Annotated in this window: 3 protein-coding genes; all 3 read right to left on the reverse strand. The window is 74.6% G+C overall.

The genetic code is table 11. The features are described from left to right. The 3 genes from ACWEPF_RS17900 to ACWEPF_RS17910 are packed head-to-tail and all read right to left on the reverse strand — an operon-like array spanning nt 1 to nt 20,002. Entirely contained in the window at nt 1–396 is a 396-nt protein-coding gene (locus tag ACWEPF_RS17900) for a nuclear transport factor 2 family protein (protein ID WP_452173317.1), read from the reverse strand. Beyond that, nucleotides 396–10,520 carry an amino acid adenylation domain-containing protein gene (locus ACWEPF_RS17905; RefSeq protein WP_452173318.1) on the reverse strand — a complete coding sequence of 3,375 codons (10,125 nt, stop codon included), beginning with the start codon at nt 10,518–10,520 and terminating at the stop codon, nt 396–398. Before ACWEPF_RS17905 ends, ACWEPF_RS17900 begins: the two co-directional genes overlap by 1 nt. Next, nucleotides 10,517–20,002, reverse strand: a complete 9,486-nt coding sequence (locus tag ACWEPF_RS17910) for an amino acid adenylation domain-containing protein (RefSeq protein ID WP_452173319.1) — start codon at nt 20,000–20,002, stop codon at nt 10,517–10,519. The genes ACWEPF_RS17905 and ACWEPF_RS17910 overlap by 4 nt, the downstream gene beginning before the upstream one ends. Nucleotides 20,003–20,015 lie beyond the last annotated feature (13 nt).

Consider the following 20,015-nt stretch of genomic DNA (forward strand, 5'->3'; position numbering starts at 1 on the left):
TCAGACGAGCGGGGCGAAGAAGTAGGTGTCACGGGTGGCGAAGAGGCCGTCGGGGCGGACGGTGAAGGAGTCGGCGAAGCGCAGGTCCACCGGGGCGCCGGAGTGCAGCACGCCGTGGAACTCGCCGAACACGCCGACCGTCGCGCCGTCCGCGAGCACCGTGGTCAGGGTGTGGTCGCCGGAGGCGATGGTGCGGTCGCGGCCGTAGAAGCCGAGCAGGCCCTCGGGGCCGGTCATCAGGCCGTAGCCGGGGCGCCGGTACTCGGCGTCGGGGGCGAACAGCGCGGCCAGGCCGGGGGCGTCGCCGGTGTCGACCAGGTGGTAGAAGCGGCGGACCACGGAGACGGCGAAGTCGGTGTCGACGGTGGTGAGTTCGAGGTCGGGGGAGGTGGTCATCATTCCTCGTTCCGGAGCAGGGCGGCGGTCAGGGTGGGCCGGATCGCGGCGAGCGGCTCCGGACGGGTCATCAGGGCGTGGGCGGTGTCGACCGCGTGGACGGTGAGCCGGCCGCCGACGTGCGGCAGCCAGAGCGACGGGTCGGCCGAGTCGGCGGTGCGCCCCTCGGCGGCCAGGTAGAACAGCACGTCCCCGTCGAAGCGGCCGGGCCGGTGGCCGGCCAGCAGGTTGAGGTTGGCGGCGAAGACCCGGGGCAGGGCGGTGGTCAGCTCGCGGTCCAGTCCGGCCAGCGGACCGTCGGGGTGCCGGACGGCGGCCCGGTACTCCTCCGGCGTCGGGCGGCCGTCCCGGTACCCGTCCAACGGGTAGCCGAGGGTGCCGAGCAGGGCGGCCAGCGTGGTGCCGTCCTCGGGGGACCACTCGCGCAGCTGGTCCGGGATCGGCGGGTAGCCGTCCAGCATCGCCAGCAGCGCCACCTCCTCGCCGGCGGAGCGCAGCTGACAGGCCATCTCGTGGGCGACGGCCCCGCCGTAGGACCAGCCGAGCAGCTGGTAGGGGCCCTCGGGCTGGACCCGGCGCAGTTGCTCCAGGTAGTCCTTGGCCATCTCCTCGATCGAGGCCGGTGCGCCCGAGGGTTCGGCGAAGGCCCGGGACTGCAGGCCGTACACCGGCTGCTCGGGGTCGAGGGTGCGGAGCAGGCCGGAGAACACCCAGCTGATCCCGGCGGCCGGGTGGACGCAGAACAGCGGGGTCCGGGAGCCGCGCGGCCGCAGCGGCAGCAGGACGGCCAGCGAGTCCGACTCGGCCCCGGAGTCGAGGAGTTCGGCCAGCTCGGCCACGGTCGGCGCCTCGAAGAGCGAGCGCAGGCCGAGCCGGACGCCGAGCGCGGTGCGGATCCGGCTGACCAGGCGGGTGGCCAGCAGGGAGTGGCCGCCGAGGGCGAAGAAGTCGTCGTCCACGGTGAGGTCGGGCTGGGCGAGGGCCTCGGCGAAGAGCGTGAGCAGCAGCTCCTCACGGGGGGTGCGGGGCGCGCGTCCCTCGGCGCGGGCGGGGAGGTCGGGGGCGGGCAGGGCGCGGCGGTCGAGCTTGCCGTTGGGGGTGAGCGGGAGGGCGTCGAGGCGGACGAAGGCGCTGGGCACCATGTACTCGGGCAGCTGCCCGGCCGCGTGGCGGCGCAGCTCGGCCTCCTCCAGCGGGCCGGTGGTGGTGAGGTAGGCGACCAGCCGTCCGTCGCGGACGTCCAGGGCGGCCTGGAGGACCGCCGGGTGGCGGGTCAACTGGGCCTCGATCTCGCCGAGTTCGATCCGCAGGCCGCGGATCTTGACCTGCTGGTCGGCGCGGCCGGCGAAGGCGAGCTGTCCGTCGGGGCGGCGGCGGACCAGGTCGCCGGTGCGGTACATCCGGCCGCCGGGCGGGCCGTACGGGTCGGCGGGGAAGCGTTCGGCGGTGAGGCCGGGGCGGTTCAGGTAGCCGCGGGTGATGCCGGCTCCGGCGAGGTAGAGCTCGCCGGTGGCGCCGACGGGGACGGGGCGCAGGTGGGCGTCGAGGACGTAGGTGCGGGTGTTGTCGACGGCGGTGCCGATCGGGGGCAGGGCGCCGGGGGAGGGCTCGGGGCCGAGGTCGGCGGCGGTGGCCGCCACGGTGAACTCGGTGGGGCCGTACATGTTGACCATGCGGAACGGCACGCCGGGGGTGGGCCAGCGGCGCAGGGTGTCGCCGCCGAGGTAGAGCAGGCGCAGGGCGCCGGGGCGGGCGGTCAGGTCGTCGAGGGAGGCCTCCAGTCGGGGGGTGGGCATGAAGCAGGCGGTGATCCCGGCCTCGGCCACCCAGCGGGTGAGGGCCTCGGCGTCCTCCAGCAGGACGGGGTCGGGCAGGCAGGCGGTGCCGCCGGCGGTGAGCACCGGCCAGAGCTCCATCACCGAGGCGTCGAAGCCGGGGGTGGCGATCTGGCTGGCCCGGTCGGTGGCGGCCACGCCGTAGGCGCGGCGCATCCAGGCGCACAGGTCGCTCAGCCCGGCGTGCTCGACCACCACGCCCTTGGGGCGGCCGGTGGAGCCGGAGGTGTAGATCACGTACGCGGCGTCCTGCGGGCCGACGGTCACCCCCGGGTCGGTGGCCGGGGAGCCGGACTGCTCGCCGTGGAGCAGGAGTTCGGCCCTCGGGAGGCGTCCGGCCAGGGCGGGTTCGGTGACCACCAGGCGCAGCCCGGCGTCCTCGGTCAGGAAGGCGAGGCGGTCGGCGGGGTAGGAGGCGTCCAGCGGGACGTAGGCCGCGCCGGCCTTGAGCACGGCCAGCAGGGTGACCACCAGCTCCGGGCCGCGGCCCAGGCAGACCCCGACCAGGTCGCCCCGGCGGACCCCACGGGCGATCAGTCGGTGTGCCAACTCGTTGGCAGAGACGTCGAGTTGCCGGAAGCTGAGCAGGCCGTCCGGGTGGTCCAGGGCGGGCGCGTCCGGGGTGCGCCGGGCGTGCTCGGCGATCAGCTCGTGCACGGGTACGGTGGCCGGGCCGGTGGTGACGCCGGGGGCCAGGGCAGCGGTGAGCTCCTCGGTGGTGAGCAGGGGCAGAGCGCCGATCGGCCGGTCCGGGTCGGCGAGCGCCGCGTCCAGCAGCCGGAGCAGCTGGGCCAGCAGGCGCTCCACCGAGGAGTGGTCCAGCAGGTCGGTGGCGTAGTCGGCGGTCAGCCGGAGCCCGTCCTCGGTCTCGGCCACGGCCAGGGTGAGGTCGAACTTGGCGGAGCCGGTGCCGATCGCCACGGGGGCGGTGGTCAGGCCCGGGTAGGCGGCGGCGTGCCCGGCGCCGGGCGGCTGGGTGAGCAGCATGATCTGGAACAGCGGGTGGCGGGAGAGCGAGCGGGCCGGGTTGGCCTCCTCCACCAGGCGCTCGAAGGGCACGTCCTGGTTGGCGTAGGCGGCCAGCGCCGTCTCCCGGGCCCGGTGCAGCAGCTGACGCAGGCTCGGGTCGCCGGAGGCGTCGGTGCGCAGCACCAGGGTGTTGACGAAGAAGCCGACCAGGTCGTCCAGGGCCTCGTCGGTGCGCCCGGCGGTGGCGGTGCCGATCGGGATGTCGGTGCCCACCCCGAGCCGGGCCAGCAGCGCGGCCAGGGCGGCCTGCACCACCATGTAGGTGGTGGCGTGCTGGGCGCGGGCGAAGCCGAGCAGCCTCGCCTGGAGCTCCGGGCTGCCGGTGGCGGTGGCGGCCGCGCCCAGGAAGGTCGGCTGGGCGGGGCGCGGTCGGTCCAGCGGGACGGTGACCTCGTCCGGCAGGCCGGCCAGGGTCTCGCGCCAGTGGGCGAGTTGACGGCTGAGCAGGCTCTCCGGGTCCTGGTCGGAGCCGAGCAGCTCCTGCTGCCAGAGGGTGTAGTCGGCGTACTGGACGGGCAGCGGTTCCCGGGCGGGGGCCGGGCCGCCGGTCCGGGCGGCGTAGGCGTCGGCCAGGTCGCGCAGCAGTGGGCCGAGCGACCAGCCGTCGGTGGCGATGTGGTGGGTGACCAGCAGCAGCACGTGCTCGGCCGGCCCGGTCCGGAACAGCACCGCGCGCAGCGGGAGTTCGGCCGTGAGGTCGAAGACGTGGCCGCAGGCGGCGGCCAGCGCGGCGTCGAGCTCCTCCTCGGTGAGGTCGGTCTCGGTCCACTCGGGGGCGGTGCCGGCGGGCAGCACCCGCTGGAGCGGTCCGTCCGCGCCCTCCAGGTAGGTGGTGCGCAGGATCTCGTGGCGGTCGGTCAGGTCGGTGAGCGCCCCGCGCAGCGCCGTGGTGTCCAACTCCCCGCTCAGGCGCAGGGCGTACGGGAGGTTGTAGGCCGCACTCGGCCCCTGCACCTGCTCGTGGAACCAGAGCCGGGCCTGCGCGGGGGAGAGCGGGGCGGTGGCTCCGCGCTCGGCGGGCGTCAGTGCGGGGCGGAGCTCGCCGTCGGTGCCGAGGTGGCCGACCAGTTCGGCCACGGTGGGGGCCTCGAAGACGGCCCGGACGGTGAGTTCGGCGCCGAGTGCGGTGCGGACCCGGCTGATCAGGCGGGTGACCAGCAGGGAGTGGCCGCCGAGGTCGAAGAAGGAGTCGTCGATGGAGACCCCGTCCGCGCCGAGCAGCTCCGCGTAGACCTCGCAGAGCAGCCGCTCGGTGGTGGTCCGGGGCGCGCGGCCCTCGCCGCGCTCGGGGAGCTCGGGGGCGGGCAGGGCGCGGCGGTCGAGCTTGCCGTTGGGGGTGAGCGGGAGGGCGTCGAGCTGCACGAAGGCGGCGGGCACCATGTAGGCGGGGAGCCACTCGGCGGCGTAGGCGGCCAACTCGCCCGCCTCCAGCGGGCGGTGGCCGGTCAGGTAGGCGACCAGGCGCCGGTCGCCGGGACGGTCCTCACGGACCAGCAGGGCGGTCTGCGCCACGTCGGGGTGCCTGGTCAGCAGGGCCTCGATCTCGCCGAGTTCGATCCGCAGACCGCGGATCTTGACCTGCTGGTCGGCCCGGCCGAGGAAGGCCAGCTGACCGTCCGGCCGCCACCGCACCAAGTCGCCGGTGCGGTACATGCGTTCGCCCGCCGGGCCGTACGGGCAGGCCGGGAAGCGCTCGGCGGTGAGGCCGGGGCGGCCCAGGTAGCCGCGGGTGATGCCGGCTCCGGCCAGATAGAGCTCGCCGGTGGCGCCGACCGGGACGGGGCGCAGGTACGCGTCCAGCACGTAGGCCCGGTTGTTGGCGGCCGGGCGGCCGATCGGGGGAAGGGCACCGGGGGAGGGCTCGGGGCCGAGGTCGGCCGAGGTGGTGGTGACGGAGAACTCGGTCGGGCCGTACTGGTTGGACATCCGGAACGGGACGCCCGGCTCGGGCCAACGGCGCAGGGTGTCGCCGCCCAGGTAGATCAGCCGCAGGGCGCCGGGGCGGGCGGTCAGGTCGTCGAGGGCGGCCTCCATCCGGGGCGTGGGCATGTAGCAGGCGGTGATGCCGGCTTCGGCCACCCAGCGGGTGAGGGCCTCGGCGTCGTCCAGCAGCCGCGGGGTGGGCAGGCAAGCGGTGCCTCCGGCCACCAGGATCGACCAGAGCTCCATCACCGAGGAGTCGAAGCCGGGGGTGGCGATCTGGCTGGCCCGGTCGGCGCTGGTGAGTCCGTACTCGTGGACCATCCACTCGGTGAGGTTGGTCAGCCCGGCGTGCTCGCAGACCACGCCCTTGGGGCGTCCGGTGGAGCCGGAGGTGTAGATCACGTAGGCGGCGTCGCGCGGGTGCACGGTCACGCCCGGGTCGGTGGTGGGCGAGCCCGACTGCTCGCCGTGGAGCAGGAGTTCGGGTCCGGAGAGGCGCCCGGCCAGGGCGGGTTCGGTGACCACCAGGCGCAGCCCGGCGTCCTCGGCGATGTAGGCGAGGCGGTCGGCGGGGTAGGAGGCGTCGAGCGGGACGTAGGCCGCGCCGGCCTTGAGCACGGCCAGCAGGGTGACCACCTGCTCGGTGCCGCGGCCCAGGCAGACCCCGACCAGGTCGCCCCGGCGCACTCCCCGGGCGATCAGGTGGTGAGCCAACTCATTGGCGGAGGTGTCGAGTTCGCGGTAGGAGAGGGTGCGGTCGCCGCACTCCAGGGCCGGTGCGTCCGGCGTCAGCCGGGCGTGCTCGGCGATCACCTCGGGCACCCGGCGGTCGGTGCGGAAGGGCACGGCGGTGTCGTTCCAGCCGTGCAGGACGGTCCGGAGCTCCTCCTCGCCGAGCAGGTCTAGCCGGCCGACCGGCACCTCCGGGGCGTCGAGGGCGGCCTCCAGCAGGCGCAGGAAGCGCTCCAGCAGACGCTCCACCGTCCCGGCGTCCAGCAGTTCGGTGGCGTAGTCGGCGTTGAGCCGCAGCCCCTCCGGTGTCTCGGTGACGGCCAGGGTGAGGTCGAACTTGACGGTGCTGGTGCCGACCGGGACCGGACGGGCCGTCAGGTCGGCGAAGCCCTCCCCGCCGCCGGTGGCGGAGACCGGGGGCTGGGCGAGCAGCATGACCTGGAACAGCGGGTGGCGGGCCATGCTGCGGGCCGGGTTGAGCTCCTCCACCAGGCGCTCGAAGGGCACGTCCTGGTGGGCGAAGGCGGCCAGGTCGGTCTCCCGGACCCGGTCCACCAGCTCGGCGAAGCCCGGCTCGCCGGAGACGTCGGTGCGCAGCACCAGGGTGTTGACGAAGAAGCCGACCAGGTCGTCCAGCGCGTCGTCGGTGCGCCCGGCGGTGGCGGTGCCGATCGGGACGTCGGTGCCGGCGCCGAGCCGGGAGAGCAGCGCGGCCAGCACGGCCTGCGCGGCCATGTAGAGGGTGACGTGCCGCTCCCGGGTGAAGGCGAGCAGCCGGGCCTGGAGCTCGGGGGAGCTGGTCAGGCTGACCGCCGCGCCCTGCTGGGTGGGCGCCGCCGGGCGGGGCCGGTCCAGCGGCAGGGTGACCTCGTCCGGCAGGCCGGCCAAGGTCTCGCGCCAGTGGGCGAGTTGACGGCTGAGCAGGCTCTCCGGGTCCTCGTCGGCGCCCAGCAGCGCCTGCTGCCAGCGGGTGTAGTCGGTGTACTGCACCGGCAGCGGCTTCCAGCCGGGTGCCGCGCCGTCCCGGCGGGCCCGGTAGGCGGTGGCCAGGTCCCGGCTGAACGGGCCGAGCGACCAGCCGTCGGTGGCGATGTGGTGCAGCACCAGCAGCAGCACGTGCTCCTGCTCGCCGAGCCGGTAGAGGTACGGCCGCAGCGGAAGGTCGGCGGCCAGGTCGAACGGCAGGTCGCCGGCCCGGGCGAGTTCGGCTCGCAGGCCGTCCTGGTCGAGCTCCGCGAAGGTCCAGTCGGGGCGGGCGAGTTCGGCCTCCCGGACGACCTGCCGCGGCTCGCCGCCGACCTCCTGGTACCCGGTGCGGAGCACCTCGTGCCGGGCGATCACGTCGTCCAGGGCCTGCTCCAGGGCGGCCCGGTCCAGCTCCCCGGCCAGCCGGATCGCGTACGGGAAGTTGTAGGCGGTGCTCTCGGTGCCCTGGGCCTGCTGGTGGAACCAGAGCCGGGCCTGGGCGGGGGAGAGCGGGGCGCTCGGGCCCTGGTCGGCGGAGCGGCGCAGGACGGGGCGGGAGGTGTCGGTGGTGGAGAGGTGGTGGACCAGCTCGGCCACGGTCGGGGCCTCGAACACCGCCTTGACGGTGAGTTCGGCGCCGAGTGCGGTGCGGACCCGGCTGATCAGGCGGGTGACGAGCAGGGAGTGGCCGCCGAGGTCGAAGAAGGAGTCGTCGATGGTGACGGCCTCCTCGCCGAGCAGCTCGGCGTAGATGCCGCAGAGCAGTTCCTCGCGGGCGTTGCGCGGCGCCCGTCCGCCCTCCCGGCCCGGCAGTTCGACGGCGGGCAGGGCGCGCCGGTCCAGCTTGCCGTTGGGGGTGAGCGGCAGGGCGTCCAGCTGCACGAAGGCGGCGGGCACCATGTAGTCCGGGAGCCACTCGGCGGCGTGCCGGCGCAGCTCGGCCGGGTCCAGCGGCTCGGTGGCGGTCAGGTAGGCGACGAGCCGGTCGTGCTGGACGTCCAGCACGCTCTGGGTGACGGCCGGGTACTTCGTCAGCAGGGCCTCGATCTCGCCGAGTTCGATCCGCAGGCCGCGGATCTTGACCTGCTGGTCGGCGCGGCCGGCGAAGGCCAGCTGTCCGTCGGGGCGGCGGCGGACCAGGTCGCCGGTGCGGTACATCCGGCCGCCCTCGCCGCCGTGCGGATCGGCGACGAAGCGTTCGGCGGTGAGGCCGGGGCGGTTCAGGTAGCCGCGGGTGATGCCGGCTCCGGCGAGGTAGAGCTCGCCGGTGGCGCCGACCGGGACGGGGCGCAGGTGGGCGTCCAGCACGTAGGTGCGGGTGTTGTCGACGGCGGTGCCGATCGGGGGCAGGGCGCCGGGGGAGGGCTCCGGGCCCAGCTCGGCGGCGGTGGCCGCCACGGTGAACTCGGTGGGCCCGTACTGGTTGGACATCCGGAACGGCACGCCGGGGGCGGGCCAGCGCCGCAGGGTGTCGCCGCCCAGGTAGACCAGGCGCAGCGCGCCCGGATCGGCCGTCAGGTCGTCGAGGGAGGCCTCCAGCCGGGGGGTGGGCATGAAGCAGACGGTGATCCGCTGCTCGGCGATCCAGCCGGTCAGTGCCTCGGCGTCCTCCAGCAGCTTCTCGTCCGGCAGGCAGGCGGTGCCGCCGGCCACCAGCACGGGCCAGAGCTCGATCACCGAGGAGTCGAAACCGGGCGTGGAGACCTGGCTGGCCCGGTCGGCGGGGGAGTGGCCGAACTCGCGCAGCATCCAGGCGCACAGGTCGCTCAGCCCGGCGTGCTCGACCACCACGCCCTTGGGACGCCCGGTGGAGCCGGAGGTGTAGATCACGTACGCGGCCTCGCGCTGGTGGACCGTCACCCCCGGGTCGGTGGTGGGGGCTCCGGACTGCGCGCCGTAGAGCACCGGCAGGGCCGCGCTCGCGGGCAGCCGCTCCAGCAGTCCGGGCGAGGTGACCACCAGCGGCAGGGCGGCGTCCTCGGCGATCCAGGCCAGCCGCTCGGCCGGGTAGGAGGCGTCCAGGGTGACGTAGGCGGCACCGGTCTTGAGGATCGCCAGCAGGGTGACGATCCGTTCGACGGAGCGCTCCAGGCAGATCCCGACCAGCCGGCCGGGCGCCGCGCCCAGCGGGATCAGGTGGTGGGCCAACTGGTTGGCCCTGGCGTCGAGTTCGGCGTAGCTCAGGCGGACCTCGCCCGCCTCGACCGCGACCGCCTGCGGGGCGGTGCGGGCCCGTTCGGCGATCAGCTCGTGCACCGGCACGGTGGCCGGGGCGGTGACCAGGGCCGGGGCCAGGGCGGCCCGCTCCTCCTCCTCGGTGAGCAGCGGCAGCCGGCTGACCGGCAGCGCCGGGTCGGCCAGCCCGGCGTCCAGCAGGCGCAGCAGCTGGGCCAGCAGCCGGCGGACGGTGCCGGCGTCCAGCACCTCGGTGGCGAAGTCGGCGTTCAGCTTCAGCCCCTGGGCGGACTCGCCCACGGCCAGCGTGAGGTCGAACTTCACCGCGTCGGTGCCGACCGGCAGCGGAGCCGTCTCCAGCCCGCCGAACTCCGGCCCGCCGCCGGCCCCTTCGCCGGCCTGCTGGGCCAGCAGCATCAGCTGGAACAGCGGGTGGCGGGAGAGCGAGCGGGCCGGGTTGAGCTCCTCCACCAGGCGCTCGAAGGGGACGTCCTGGTGGGCGAAGGCGGTCAGGTCCGCCTCCTTGACCCGGTCCACCAGCTCGGCGAAGCCCGGGTCCCCGGAGGCGTCGGTGCGCAGCACCAGGGTGTTGACGAAGAAGCCGACCAGGTCGTCCAGGGCCTCGTCGCCGCGCCCGGCGGTGGCGGTGCCGATCGGGACGTCCGTCCCGGCGCCGAGCCTGGTCATCAGGGTGACCAGGGCGGCCTGCACCACCATGAAGACGGTGGCGCCGCGCTCCCGGGCGAAGGCGGTCAGCCGGGCGTGCAGTTCGGGGGTGCTGACCATGGAAACCGCCGTGCCCTTGTGCGCCGGGACGGCCGGGCGGGGCCGGTCCAGCGGGAGCGCCACCTCGTCCGGCAGGCCGGCCAGGGTCTCGCGCCAGTGGGCGAGTTGGGCCGAGATCAGGCTCTCGGGGTCGTCCTCCTCGCCGAGCAGCTCCTGCTGCCAGAGGGTGTAGTCGGCGTACTGGACCGGCAGCGGCTCCCAGGCCGGGGCCGCCCCGCCCCGCCGGGCGGTGTAGGAGGCGGCCAGGTCGCGGACCAGCGGGCCGAGCGACCAGCCGTCGGTGGCGATGTGGTGCATCACCAGCAGCAGCACGTGCTCCCGCTCGGCGAGCCGGTAGAGGAAGGGACGGATCGGCAGGTCGGCGGTGAGGTCGAAGGAGAGGTTGCAGGCCCGGTCCAGCTCGGCGGCCAGCTCCTGCTCGGTGGTGGTGCCCTCCGTCCAGACCGGCCGGGCGAGTTCGGCGTCCAGCACCCGCTGGTACGGACGGCCGTCCTGCTCGCCGTAGGTGGTGCGCAGCGCCTCGTGCCGGGTGAGCACGTCCGCCAGGGCCAGCTGCAGCGCCTCGGTGTCCAACTCGCCCCGCAGGCGCAGCGCGTGGGGCAGGTTGTAGGCGGAGCTGGTGCCGGTGATCTGCTCGTAGAACCAGAGTCTGGCCTGGGCGTAGGAGAGCGGGATCACGAGGTGACCTCCTTGGACCGGGCCCGCAGGGCCGGACGGGCGCGGACGGCGGTGGTCAGGCGGCCGGTGAGGTCGGCCACCGTCGGCGCCTCGAAGACGGCCTTGATGGTGAGTTCGGCGCCGAGCACCGAGCGGACCCGGCTGATCAGGCGGGTGACCAGCAGGGAGTGACCGCCGAGCTCGAAGAAGTTGTCGTCGATGCCGACCGTCTCCAGGCAGAGGATCTCGGCGAACAGGCCGCAGAGCTTCTCCTCCCTCTCGTCCCGCGGGCCCCGGCCGGCCGGACGCTGCGTCAGGTCGGGGGCCGGCAGGGCGCGCCGGTCGAGCTTGCCGGTGGGCGTCATCGGCAGCGCGTCCAGCTGGACGAAGGCGGAGGGCACCATGTACTCCGGCAGCCGCTCGGCCACGTGGGCCCGCAGGGCGGCGGTGTCCACCGGGCGGTCGGCGGTCAGGTAGGCCACCAGGCGCCTGTCGCCGGGGCGGTCCTCCCGGACCACCACCGCCGTCTGGCCGATCTCGCCGTAGGAGGCGACGGCGGCGCGCACCTCGCCGGGCTCGACCCGGAAGCCGCGGATCTTGACCTGGTCGTCGGCCCGGCCGAGGAACTCCAGCGAGCCGTCCGGGAGCCAGCGGACCAGGTCGCCGGTGCGGTACATCCGGCTGCCGGGCGGGCCGTAGGGGTTGGCGACGAAGCGTTCGGCGGTCAGGCCTGGCTGGCCGGTGTAGCCGTTCGCCAGGCCGAGGCCGGCCATGTGCAGTTCGCCGACCACGCCGGGGGCGACCAGGTCGAGGTGCCGGTCCAGGACCCAGAGCTGCTTGCCGTTGAGCGCGCGGCCGACCGGGATCGAGGGGCGCCCGGCGTCCGCCGGGGTGATGTGGTGGGCGACGGTGAAGATCATCGACTCGGCGGGCGAGTAGCCGTTCACCAGCCGGATCTGCGGGAAGTCCTCGACCAGGCGCATCACGTGCGGGATGGAGGCGGCCTCGCCGCCGGTCATCACCTGGCGCAGCCCCGCGAAGGTGGCCGGGTACTCGTCGAGCAGGAAGTTCAGCAGGCTGGCCGAGACGTGCAGGGTGGTCACCGCGTGCTCGGCGGCCAGTGCGGCGATCACCGTGGGCTCCGGGCGCTGGCCCGGCTGGAGCACGCAGGTGCCGCCGGAGAGCAGCGGGGAGAACAGCTCCAGGGCGAAGGCGTCCCAGGAGACCGGCGAGCACTGGAGCCAGACCTGATCGGGGCTCAGCTCCGCGAAGTCCTGGCCGAGCAGGGTGCCGACGATCGCCCGGTGCGGGGAGACCACGCCCTTGGGCGTGCCGGTGGAGCCGGAGGTGAACATCACACAGGCGGCGTCCAGCGGGCCGGCCAGCTCGGGCAGGGCGGTGGCGGGGTGCCCGGCCGCGCCCTCCAGCAGCAGCTGCGGGGCGTCGATCCGGCCCGCGTGCGCGGCGTCGGTCACCACCCAAGTGGCGGTCCTGGCCAGCGCGTTGAGGCGGTCGACCGGGAACTCCGGGTCCAGCACGGTGTAGGTGCCGCCGGCCTTGAGGACGGCCAGCACCGCCACCACCAGCTCGGGGGTGCGTTCCAGGTGCAGGCCGGCGACCTCGCCGCGCTTCAGACCGCCCGCGATCAGGTGGTGGGCGAGGCGGTTGGAGCGCTCCTCCAACTCCCGGTAGCTGACGGTGGTTCTGCCGAAGACCAGGGCGGTGGCCTCCGGGCGGGCGGCGGCCTGCCCGGCGAAGACGCCGTGCACGGTGCGCTCCGGGTCCACGGTGGACGGCTGCCCGCTGAGCTCCTCGGTCAGCAGCAGGCGCTCCGCCGGCGAGAGCACGTCCACCCGGCCGACCGGCAGCTCCGGCGCGGCCAGCGCGCCCTCCAGCAGGCGGACCAGACGGGCCGCCAACTCCTCGACGGTGGCGCGGTCGTAGAGGTCGGAGGCGTAGTCGATGTTGATCTTCAGTCCGGCCGGGGCACCGGCCTCGCGGCGCTCGGTGACGGCCACGGTGAGGTCGAACTTCACCGTGTCCACCCCGGCCGGAACGATCGAGGCCTCCAGGCCCGGGATGCTCAGCTCGGCCGAGCTGTTGTTCTGCACCACCAGCATGATCTGGAAGAGCGGGTGCCGGGAGAGGGTGCGGACGGGGTTGAGCTCCTCCACCAGGCGCTCGAAGGGGACGTCCTGGTGGGCGTAGGCGTCCAGGTCCGACTCCCGGACCCGCTCGACCAGCTGACGGAAGCTCGGGTCGCCGGAGAGGTCGGTGCGCAGCAGCAGGGTGTTGACGAAGAAGCCGACCAGGTCGTCCGCCGCCTCGTCCACCCGGCCTGCCACCGGGGTGCCGAGCGGGATGTCGGTGCCGCCGCCGAGCCGGGAGAGCAGCGCGGCCAGCCCGGCCTGGAGCACCATGAAGAGGGTGGCCTGGTGCTCCCGGGCGAAGCTCAGCAGCCGCCCGTGCAGTTCGGCGTCGGTGCTCACCCAGACCGCGTCGCCCAGGTTGCTCGGCGTGGCCGGGCGGGGCCGGTCGGTCGGGACGTTCAGCTCCTCCGGCAGCTCGGCCAGCGCGCCCCGCCAGTAGGCGAGTTGCCGGGAGACCAGGCTGGACGGGTCGTCGTCCGCGCCGAGCAGCGCCTGCTGCCAGAGGGTGTAGTCGGCGTACTGCACCGGCAGCGGGGCCCAGTCGGGGGCCTCGCCCGCGGTGGAGCGGGCCGCGTAGGCGGCGCCCAGGTCGCGGATCAGCGGGCCCATCGACCAGCCGTCGCTGGCGATGTGGTGCATCACCAGCAGCAGCACGTGCTCCTGCGGGCCGAGGTCGAACAGGTGCACCCGCAGCGGGACCTGGGTGGCCAGGTCGAAGCCCCGGTTGGCGGCCCGGGCGACCGCCCCGGCCAGCCCGTGCTCCGTCACCGGCGCCTGGTCCCAGGGGATCTCGGCCTGGTCGGGGGCCAGCACCCGCTGGTACGGGCGGCCGGCGAACTCCTCGAAGACGGTGCGCAGCACCTCGTGCCGGGCCACCACGTCGTCCACCGCGGCGCGCAGCGCGCGGGTGTCCAGGGCGCCGCGCAGCCGGACCGTCACCGGCACGTTGTAGGCCGAGCCCTGCTCCTCCAACTGGCCGAGGAACCAGAGTCGTTGCTGGGCGAAGGAGAGCGGCAGGCGCTCCGGCCGGGCCACCGCGCGCAGCGCCGGGCGGGCGTGCTGGGCGCGGTCCACCCGCTTGCCGAGCCGGGCCACGGTGGGGGCCTGGAAGAGGTCGCGGATGCCGATCTCCACGCCGAGCACCGAGCGCAGCCGGCTGACCAGGCGGGTGACCAGCAGCGAGTGGCCGCCGAGGTCGAAGAAGTCGTCGTCGATGCCGACCGACTCCAGGCCGAGGATCTCCGCGAACAGGCCGCAGAGCAGCTCCTCCTGGGCGTTGCGCGGCTCGCGGCCCAGCTCGCCGCGGTTGTGGTCCGGGGCGGGCAGGGCCCGGCGGTCCAGCTTGCCGGTCGGGGTGATCGGCAGCGCCTCCAGGAAGACCACGGCCGAGGGCACCATGTACTCGGGCAGCAGCGCGGCCACGTGGGTGCGCAGCGCGGCGGCGTCCACCGCAGCGGCCTCGGGCGAGCCGTCGGTCACCACGTAGGCCACCAGGCGCTTGTCGCCCGGGCGGTCCTCGCGGACCACCACGGCGGCCTGGCCGACCCCGGGGAAGGCGGCCAGGGTGGCCCGGACCTCGCCGGGTTCGACCCGGAAGCCGCGGATCTTGACCTGGTCGTCGGCGCGGCCGAGGAACTCCAGCACGCCGTCGCCGCGCCAGCGCACCAGGTCGCCGGTGCGGTACATCCGGGCCCCCGGCTCGCCGAACGGGCAGGCCACGAAGCGCTCGGCGGTCAGCCCGGCCTGGCCGGCGTAGCCGTGGGCCAGGCCGACGCCGGACATGTAGAGCTCGCCGGTGACGCCGGGGGCGACCAGGCCGAGGCCGTCGTCCAACACGTAGAGCCGCTTGTTCCCGAGCGGGCGGCCGACCGGGATGGAGGGGCGGGAGCCGTCGGCGGCGGTGATCTCGTGGGAGACGGTGAAGATCATCGACTCGGCGGGGGAGTAGCCGTTCACCAGCCTGATCTGCGGGAAGCCGTGCACCAGCTTCATCACGTGCGGGATGGAGGCGGCCTCGCCGCCGGTCATCACCTGCTGGAGGTGGGTGAAGGTGTCCGGGTACTCGTCCAGCAGGAAGTTCAGCAGGCTGGCCGACACGTGCAGGGTGGTGACCCGGTGGCGCGTCACCAGCTCGGCGATGACGGCGGGTTCGGGCCGCTGGCCGGGCTGGAGGACGCAGGTGCCGCCGGAGAGCAGCGGGCCGAACAGCTCCAGCGCGAAGGCGTCCCAGGAGACCGGGGCGCACTGCAGCCAGACCTGGGCCCGGTCGAAGTCCACGAAGCCCTGGCCGACCAGGGTGCCGACGATCGCCCGGTGCGGGGAGACCACGCCCTTGGGCACACCGGTGGAGCCGGAGGTGAACATCACGCAGGCCGCGTCGCCCGGGCCGGCCGGGACCTCGGGCGCGGTGGCGAGGTGGCGGGCGATCGACCCGGCGTCCCGGTCCAGGTGGAGCTCCCGCGGGCCGTCGGTCAGCCTGCCCCCCAGCTCCGAGACGGTGAGCAGCAGGGCGGCCTCGGTGTGGCCGAGCACGGCGGCGATCCGGTCGGCCGGGAAGTCCGGGTCGAGCATGGTGTAGGTGCCGCCGGCCTTGAGCACCGCCAGCACGGCGGTGACCAGCTCGGTGGAGCGCTCCAGGTAGACGCCGACCACGTCGCCCCGGCGCAGGCCGCTCGCCACCAGGTGACGGGCCAGCCGGTTCGCCCGCTCGTCCAACTCCCGGTAGCCGACGGTCTCCTCGCCGAAGACCAGCGCGGTGTCCAGCGGCCGGCGGGCCGCCTGCTGCTCGAACAGCTGGTGCACGCAGGCCTCGGCCGGGTACTCGGTGGTGGTGTCGTTCCAGTCCACCAGCAGGGCGCGGCGCTCCTCGCCGGAGAGGATCTCCAGCCGGCCCACCGGCACGTCGGGCTCGGAGAGCTGACCCTCCAGCAGCCGGACCAGGCGGTCCAGGATGACCTCGACCGAGGCCCGGTCGAACAGGTCGGTGGCGTACTCGGCCATCGCCCGGATCCCGGCCGGCTCGCGGTCCGTGCCGAAGGTCTCGGTGAAGCCCAGGGTGAGGTCGAACTTGGCGGTGTCGGTGGTCACGGGCGCCATCTCGGCGTCCAGGCCGGGCAGCCGCAGCTTGGCCTCGGCGTTGTTCTGCACCACCAGCATCACCTGGAACAGCGGGTGCCGGGAGAGGGTGCGGACGGGGTTGAGCTCCTCCACCAGGCGCTCGAAGGGGACGTCCTGGTGGGCGTAGGCGTCGAGGTCGGTCTCCTTGACCCGGGCCACCAGCTGACGGAAGGTCGGGTCCCCGGAGAGGTCGGTGCGCAGCACCAGGGTGTTGACGAAGAACCCGACCAGATCCTCCAGCGCGTCGTCGGTGCGCCCGGCGGTGGGCGTGCCCAGCGGGATGTCGGTGCCGGCGCCCAGCCTGGTCAGCAGCCCGGCCAGGGCGGCCTGCATCACCATGAAGAGGGTGGCGTTGTTCTCCCGGGCGAAGGCCAGCAGGCGGCGGTGCAGGTCCTGGTCCAGGTGCGCGGTGGTCACCTGGCCCTGGTTGGAGGGCAGTGCCGGGCGCGAGCGGTCGGCCGGCAGCGCGATCTCCTCCGGCAGGTCGGCCAGCGCCTCGCGCCAGTAGGCGAGTTGCTGGGAGAGCAGGCTCTCCGGGTCGTCGGCCGAGCCGAGCAGGTCCTGCTGCCAGAGGGTGTAGTCCACGTACTGCACCGGCAGCGGCTCCCACTGCGGGGCGGCGCCGTCGCAGCGGGCGGCGTAGGCGGTGGCCAGGTCGCGCATCACCGGGCCGAGCGACCAGCCGTCGCTGGCGATGTGGTGCATCACCAGCAGTAGCACGTGCTCCTCGGGGCCGACCGCGAAGATGTGCGCCCGGATGGGGAGTTCGACCATCAGGTCGAAGGCGTGCCGGGAGGCGAAGTCCAGCTCCAGCGGCAGCTCCTCGGCGTCGGTGTCCAGCACCGTCACCATCGGCCGGGCCACGCCCGGGGCGACCACCCGCTGGTAGGGCTCGCCGTCCACCTCCAGGAAGACGGTGCGCAGCGCCTCGTGCCGGCCGACCACGTCGGAGACGGCGGTGTGCAGGGCGTCCACGTCCAGCACGCCGCGCAGCCGGATGGTGTGCGCCACGTTGTACGTGCTGTTCGGCCCCTCCAGCTTGTTGAGGAACCAGAGGCGGCGCTGCGCGTACGACAGCGGGATCTCCTCGGGACGCTCTTCCATGACGTAGGACCCCTTCCGCGCCCCTCGGGCGCCACGGATTCGCTCGGCGAGGCGCAGCACGGTGGGCGCCTCGAACAGGTCTCGGACGGTCAGCTCGACGCCTGCGGCGGAGCGGATGCGGGCGATCAGCTTGGCGGCCAGCAGGGAGTGGCCGCCCAGTTCGAAGAAGTCGTCGTCGATCCCGGCCCGGTCCTGGCCGAGCAGCTCGGCGTAGAGGTCGCAGAGCACGGCCTCCTGCCGGGTGCGCGGCGGGCGGGACTCCTGACGGGGCGTGAGGTCGGGGACGGGCAGGGCGCGGCGGTCGAGCTTGCCGGTGGGGGTGAGCGGCAGCGCGTCCAGCCGGACGAAGGCGGCGGGCACCAGGTGCTCGGGCAGCAGCCTGGCCACGTGGGCGCGCAGCTCGGTGGTGTCCACCGGCCGGTCGGCCGTCAGGTAGGCCACCAGGCGCTTGTGGCCGGGCCGGTCCTCGCGGACGGTGACGGCCGTCTGGACGACGCCCGGGAAGCCGGCCAGCGCGGCCCGGACCTCGCCGGGCTCGACCCGGAAGCCGCGGATCTTGACCTGGTCGTCGGCCCGGCCGAGGAACTCCAGGGCGCCGTCGGGCAGCCAGCGGACCAGGTCGCCGGTGCGGTACATCCGCTCCCCGGGCGCGCCGTGCGGGTTGGCGACGAAGCGCTCGGCGGTCAGCCCGGCCTGGCCGGTGTAGCCGTGGGCCAGGCCGAGGCCGGACATGTAGAGCTCGCCGGGCGTGCCGGGGGGCAGCAGCGCCAGGTGGTCGTCCAGGACCCAGAGCTGCTTGCCGTTGAGCGCGCGGCCGACCGGGATCGAGGGGCGCCCGGCGTCCGCCGCGGTGATGTGGTGGGCGACGGTGAAGATCATCGACTCGGCGGGGGAGTAGCCGTTGACCAGGGTCAGCCCGGGGTGGTCCCGGACCAGTCGCATCACGTGCGGGACGGAGGCGGCCTCGCCGCCGGTCATCACCTGGCGGAGGTGGGTGAAGGTGCCCGGGTACTCGTCCAGCAGGAAGTTCAGCAGGCTCGCGGAGGCGTGCAGGGTGGTGACCCGGTGGCGGGCCACCAGCTCGGCGATCAGGGCGGGTTCGGGCCGCTGGCCGGGCTGGAGGACGCAGGTGCCGCCGGAGAGCAGCGGGGAGAACAGCTCGAGGGCGAAGGCGTCCCAGGAGACGGGGGAGCACTGGAGCCAGGTCTGCGCGGGGTCGAGGGAGGCGAAGTCCTGGCCGAGCAGGGTGCCGACGACCGCCCGGTGCGGGGAGAGCACGCCCTTGGGGGCGCCGGTGGAGCCGGAGGTGAACATCAGGCAGGCGGCGTCCAGGGGGCGGGCCAGCTCGGGCAGGGCGGTGGCGGGGCGCTCCGTGGTGGGGTGCTCCGGGGTGCCCTCGACCAGCAGCTGCGGGGCGTCGATCCGGTCGGCCAGCGCGGCCCGGGTGAGGATCCGGTCGGTGCTTCCGGCCAGGGTGTTGAGCCGCTCCACCGGGAACTCCGGGTCCAGCACGGTGTAGGCGGCGCCGGCCTTCAGCACGGCCAGGACGGCGGTCACCAGCTCGGGGGAGCGCTCCAGGTGGATGCCCAGGACCTCGCCGGGCCGCACACCGCTCGCGCGCAGGTGGTGCGCCAGGCGGTTGGAGAGCTCGTCCAACTCCCGGTAGCTGACCGTGTGTTCGCCGAAGACCAGGGCGGTGGCGGTGGGGCGGGCGGCGGCCTGTTCGGCGAAGACTCCGTGCACGGTGTGCTCGGGGTCGACGGTGGACGGGCCGCCGCTCCACCGCCCGGCGAGGGTGCCGCGCTCCTCGGCGGAGAGCAGGTCCAGCTGCCCGACCGGGAGTTCGGGGCCGGCCAGGGCGGCCTCGACCAGCCGCCGCAGCCGCTCGCCGAAGGTCTCGACGGTGGCGCGGTCCAGCAGGTCGGTGGCGTACTTGAGCAGCACGCCGATGCCCTCGGCGTCCTCGGCCAGCTCCACGATCAGGTCGAACTTGGCCACGTCCAGGTCGATGACCTCGGCCTCGGCGGTCAGGCCGGCGAAGTCGGGCCGGGCGTCGGGGCTGTTCTGCAGCACCAGCATGACCTGGAAGAGCGGGTGGCGAGCGAGCGAGCGGGCCGGGTTGAGCTCCTCCACCAGGCGCTCGAAGGGCAGGTCCTGGTGGGCGTAGGCGTCCAGGTCGGCGTCCCGGACCCGGGCGACCAGCTCGCGGAAGCCCGGGTCGCCGGAGAGGTCGGTGCGCAGCACCAGGGTGTTGACGAAGAAGCCGACCAGGTCCTCCAGCGCACTGTCGGTCCGGCCGGCCACCGGGGTGCCCAGCGGGACGTCGGTGGCACCGGTGAGCCGGGAGAGCAGGGCGGCCAGTGCGGCCTGCACCACCATGAACAGGGTGGCGTCGTTGCTCCGGGCGAACTCCTGGATCCGGTCGCGCAGCGCTCCGTCGATCCGGGTGGTCAGCACCTGGCCGTGGAAGGACGGGGAGGCCGGGCGGGGCCGGTCGGCCGGGAGGGTCAGCTCCTCCGGGAGGTCGGCCAGGGCCCGCCGCCAGTGGGCCAGTTGGGTGGCCAGCAGGCTCTCCGGGTCCTCGGCCCCGCCCAGCAGCTCCTGCTGCCAGAGGGTGTAGTCGGTGTACTGCACCGGCAGCGGCTCCCACTGCGGGGCGGCGCCCTCGCGGCGGGCCCGGTAGGCGGTGGCCAGGTCCCGCAGCAGCGGGGCCAGCGACCAGCCGTCGGCGGCGATGTGGTGCAGGGTCAGCAGGAGGGTGTGCCGCGCGCGGCCCTCCTCGGCGGGTGCCTCGAACAGGTCGGCGCGGAGCGGGAGTTCGGTGGCGAGGTCGAAGCCGTGCGCGGCGGCGGCGCGGACGGCCCCGACCAGCTCGCCCTCGGCGGGGCGGGAGACGGACCAGGGGATCTCGGGCCGCTCCAGCACCTGCTGGTACGGGATGCCGTCCCGCTCGGCGAAGACCGTGCGCAGGGCCTCGTGCCGCTCGGCCAGGTCGGTGACCGCGGCCCGCAGGGCCGCCCGGTCGAGCGGGCCGGTGAGGCGGACGGTCAGGGGGACGTTGTAGGTGGGGCTGGGGCCCTCGACCTGGTTGAGGAACCAGAGGCGGGCCTGTGCGAAGGACAGCGGAGTCATCGGGCCTCCCGGT

Source organism: Kitasatospora sp. NPDC004289, from assembly GCF_053602875.1.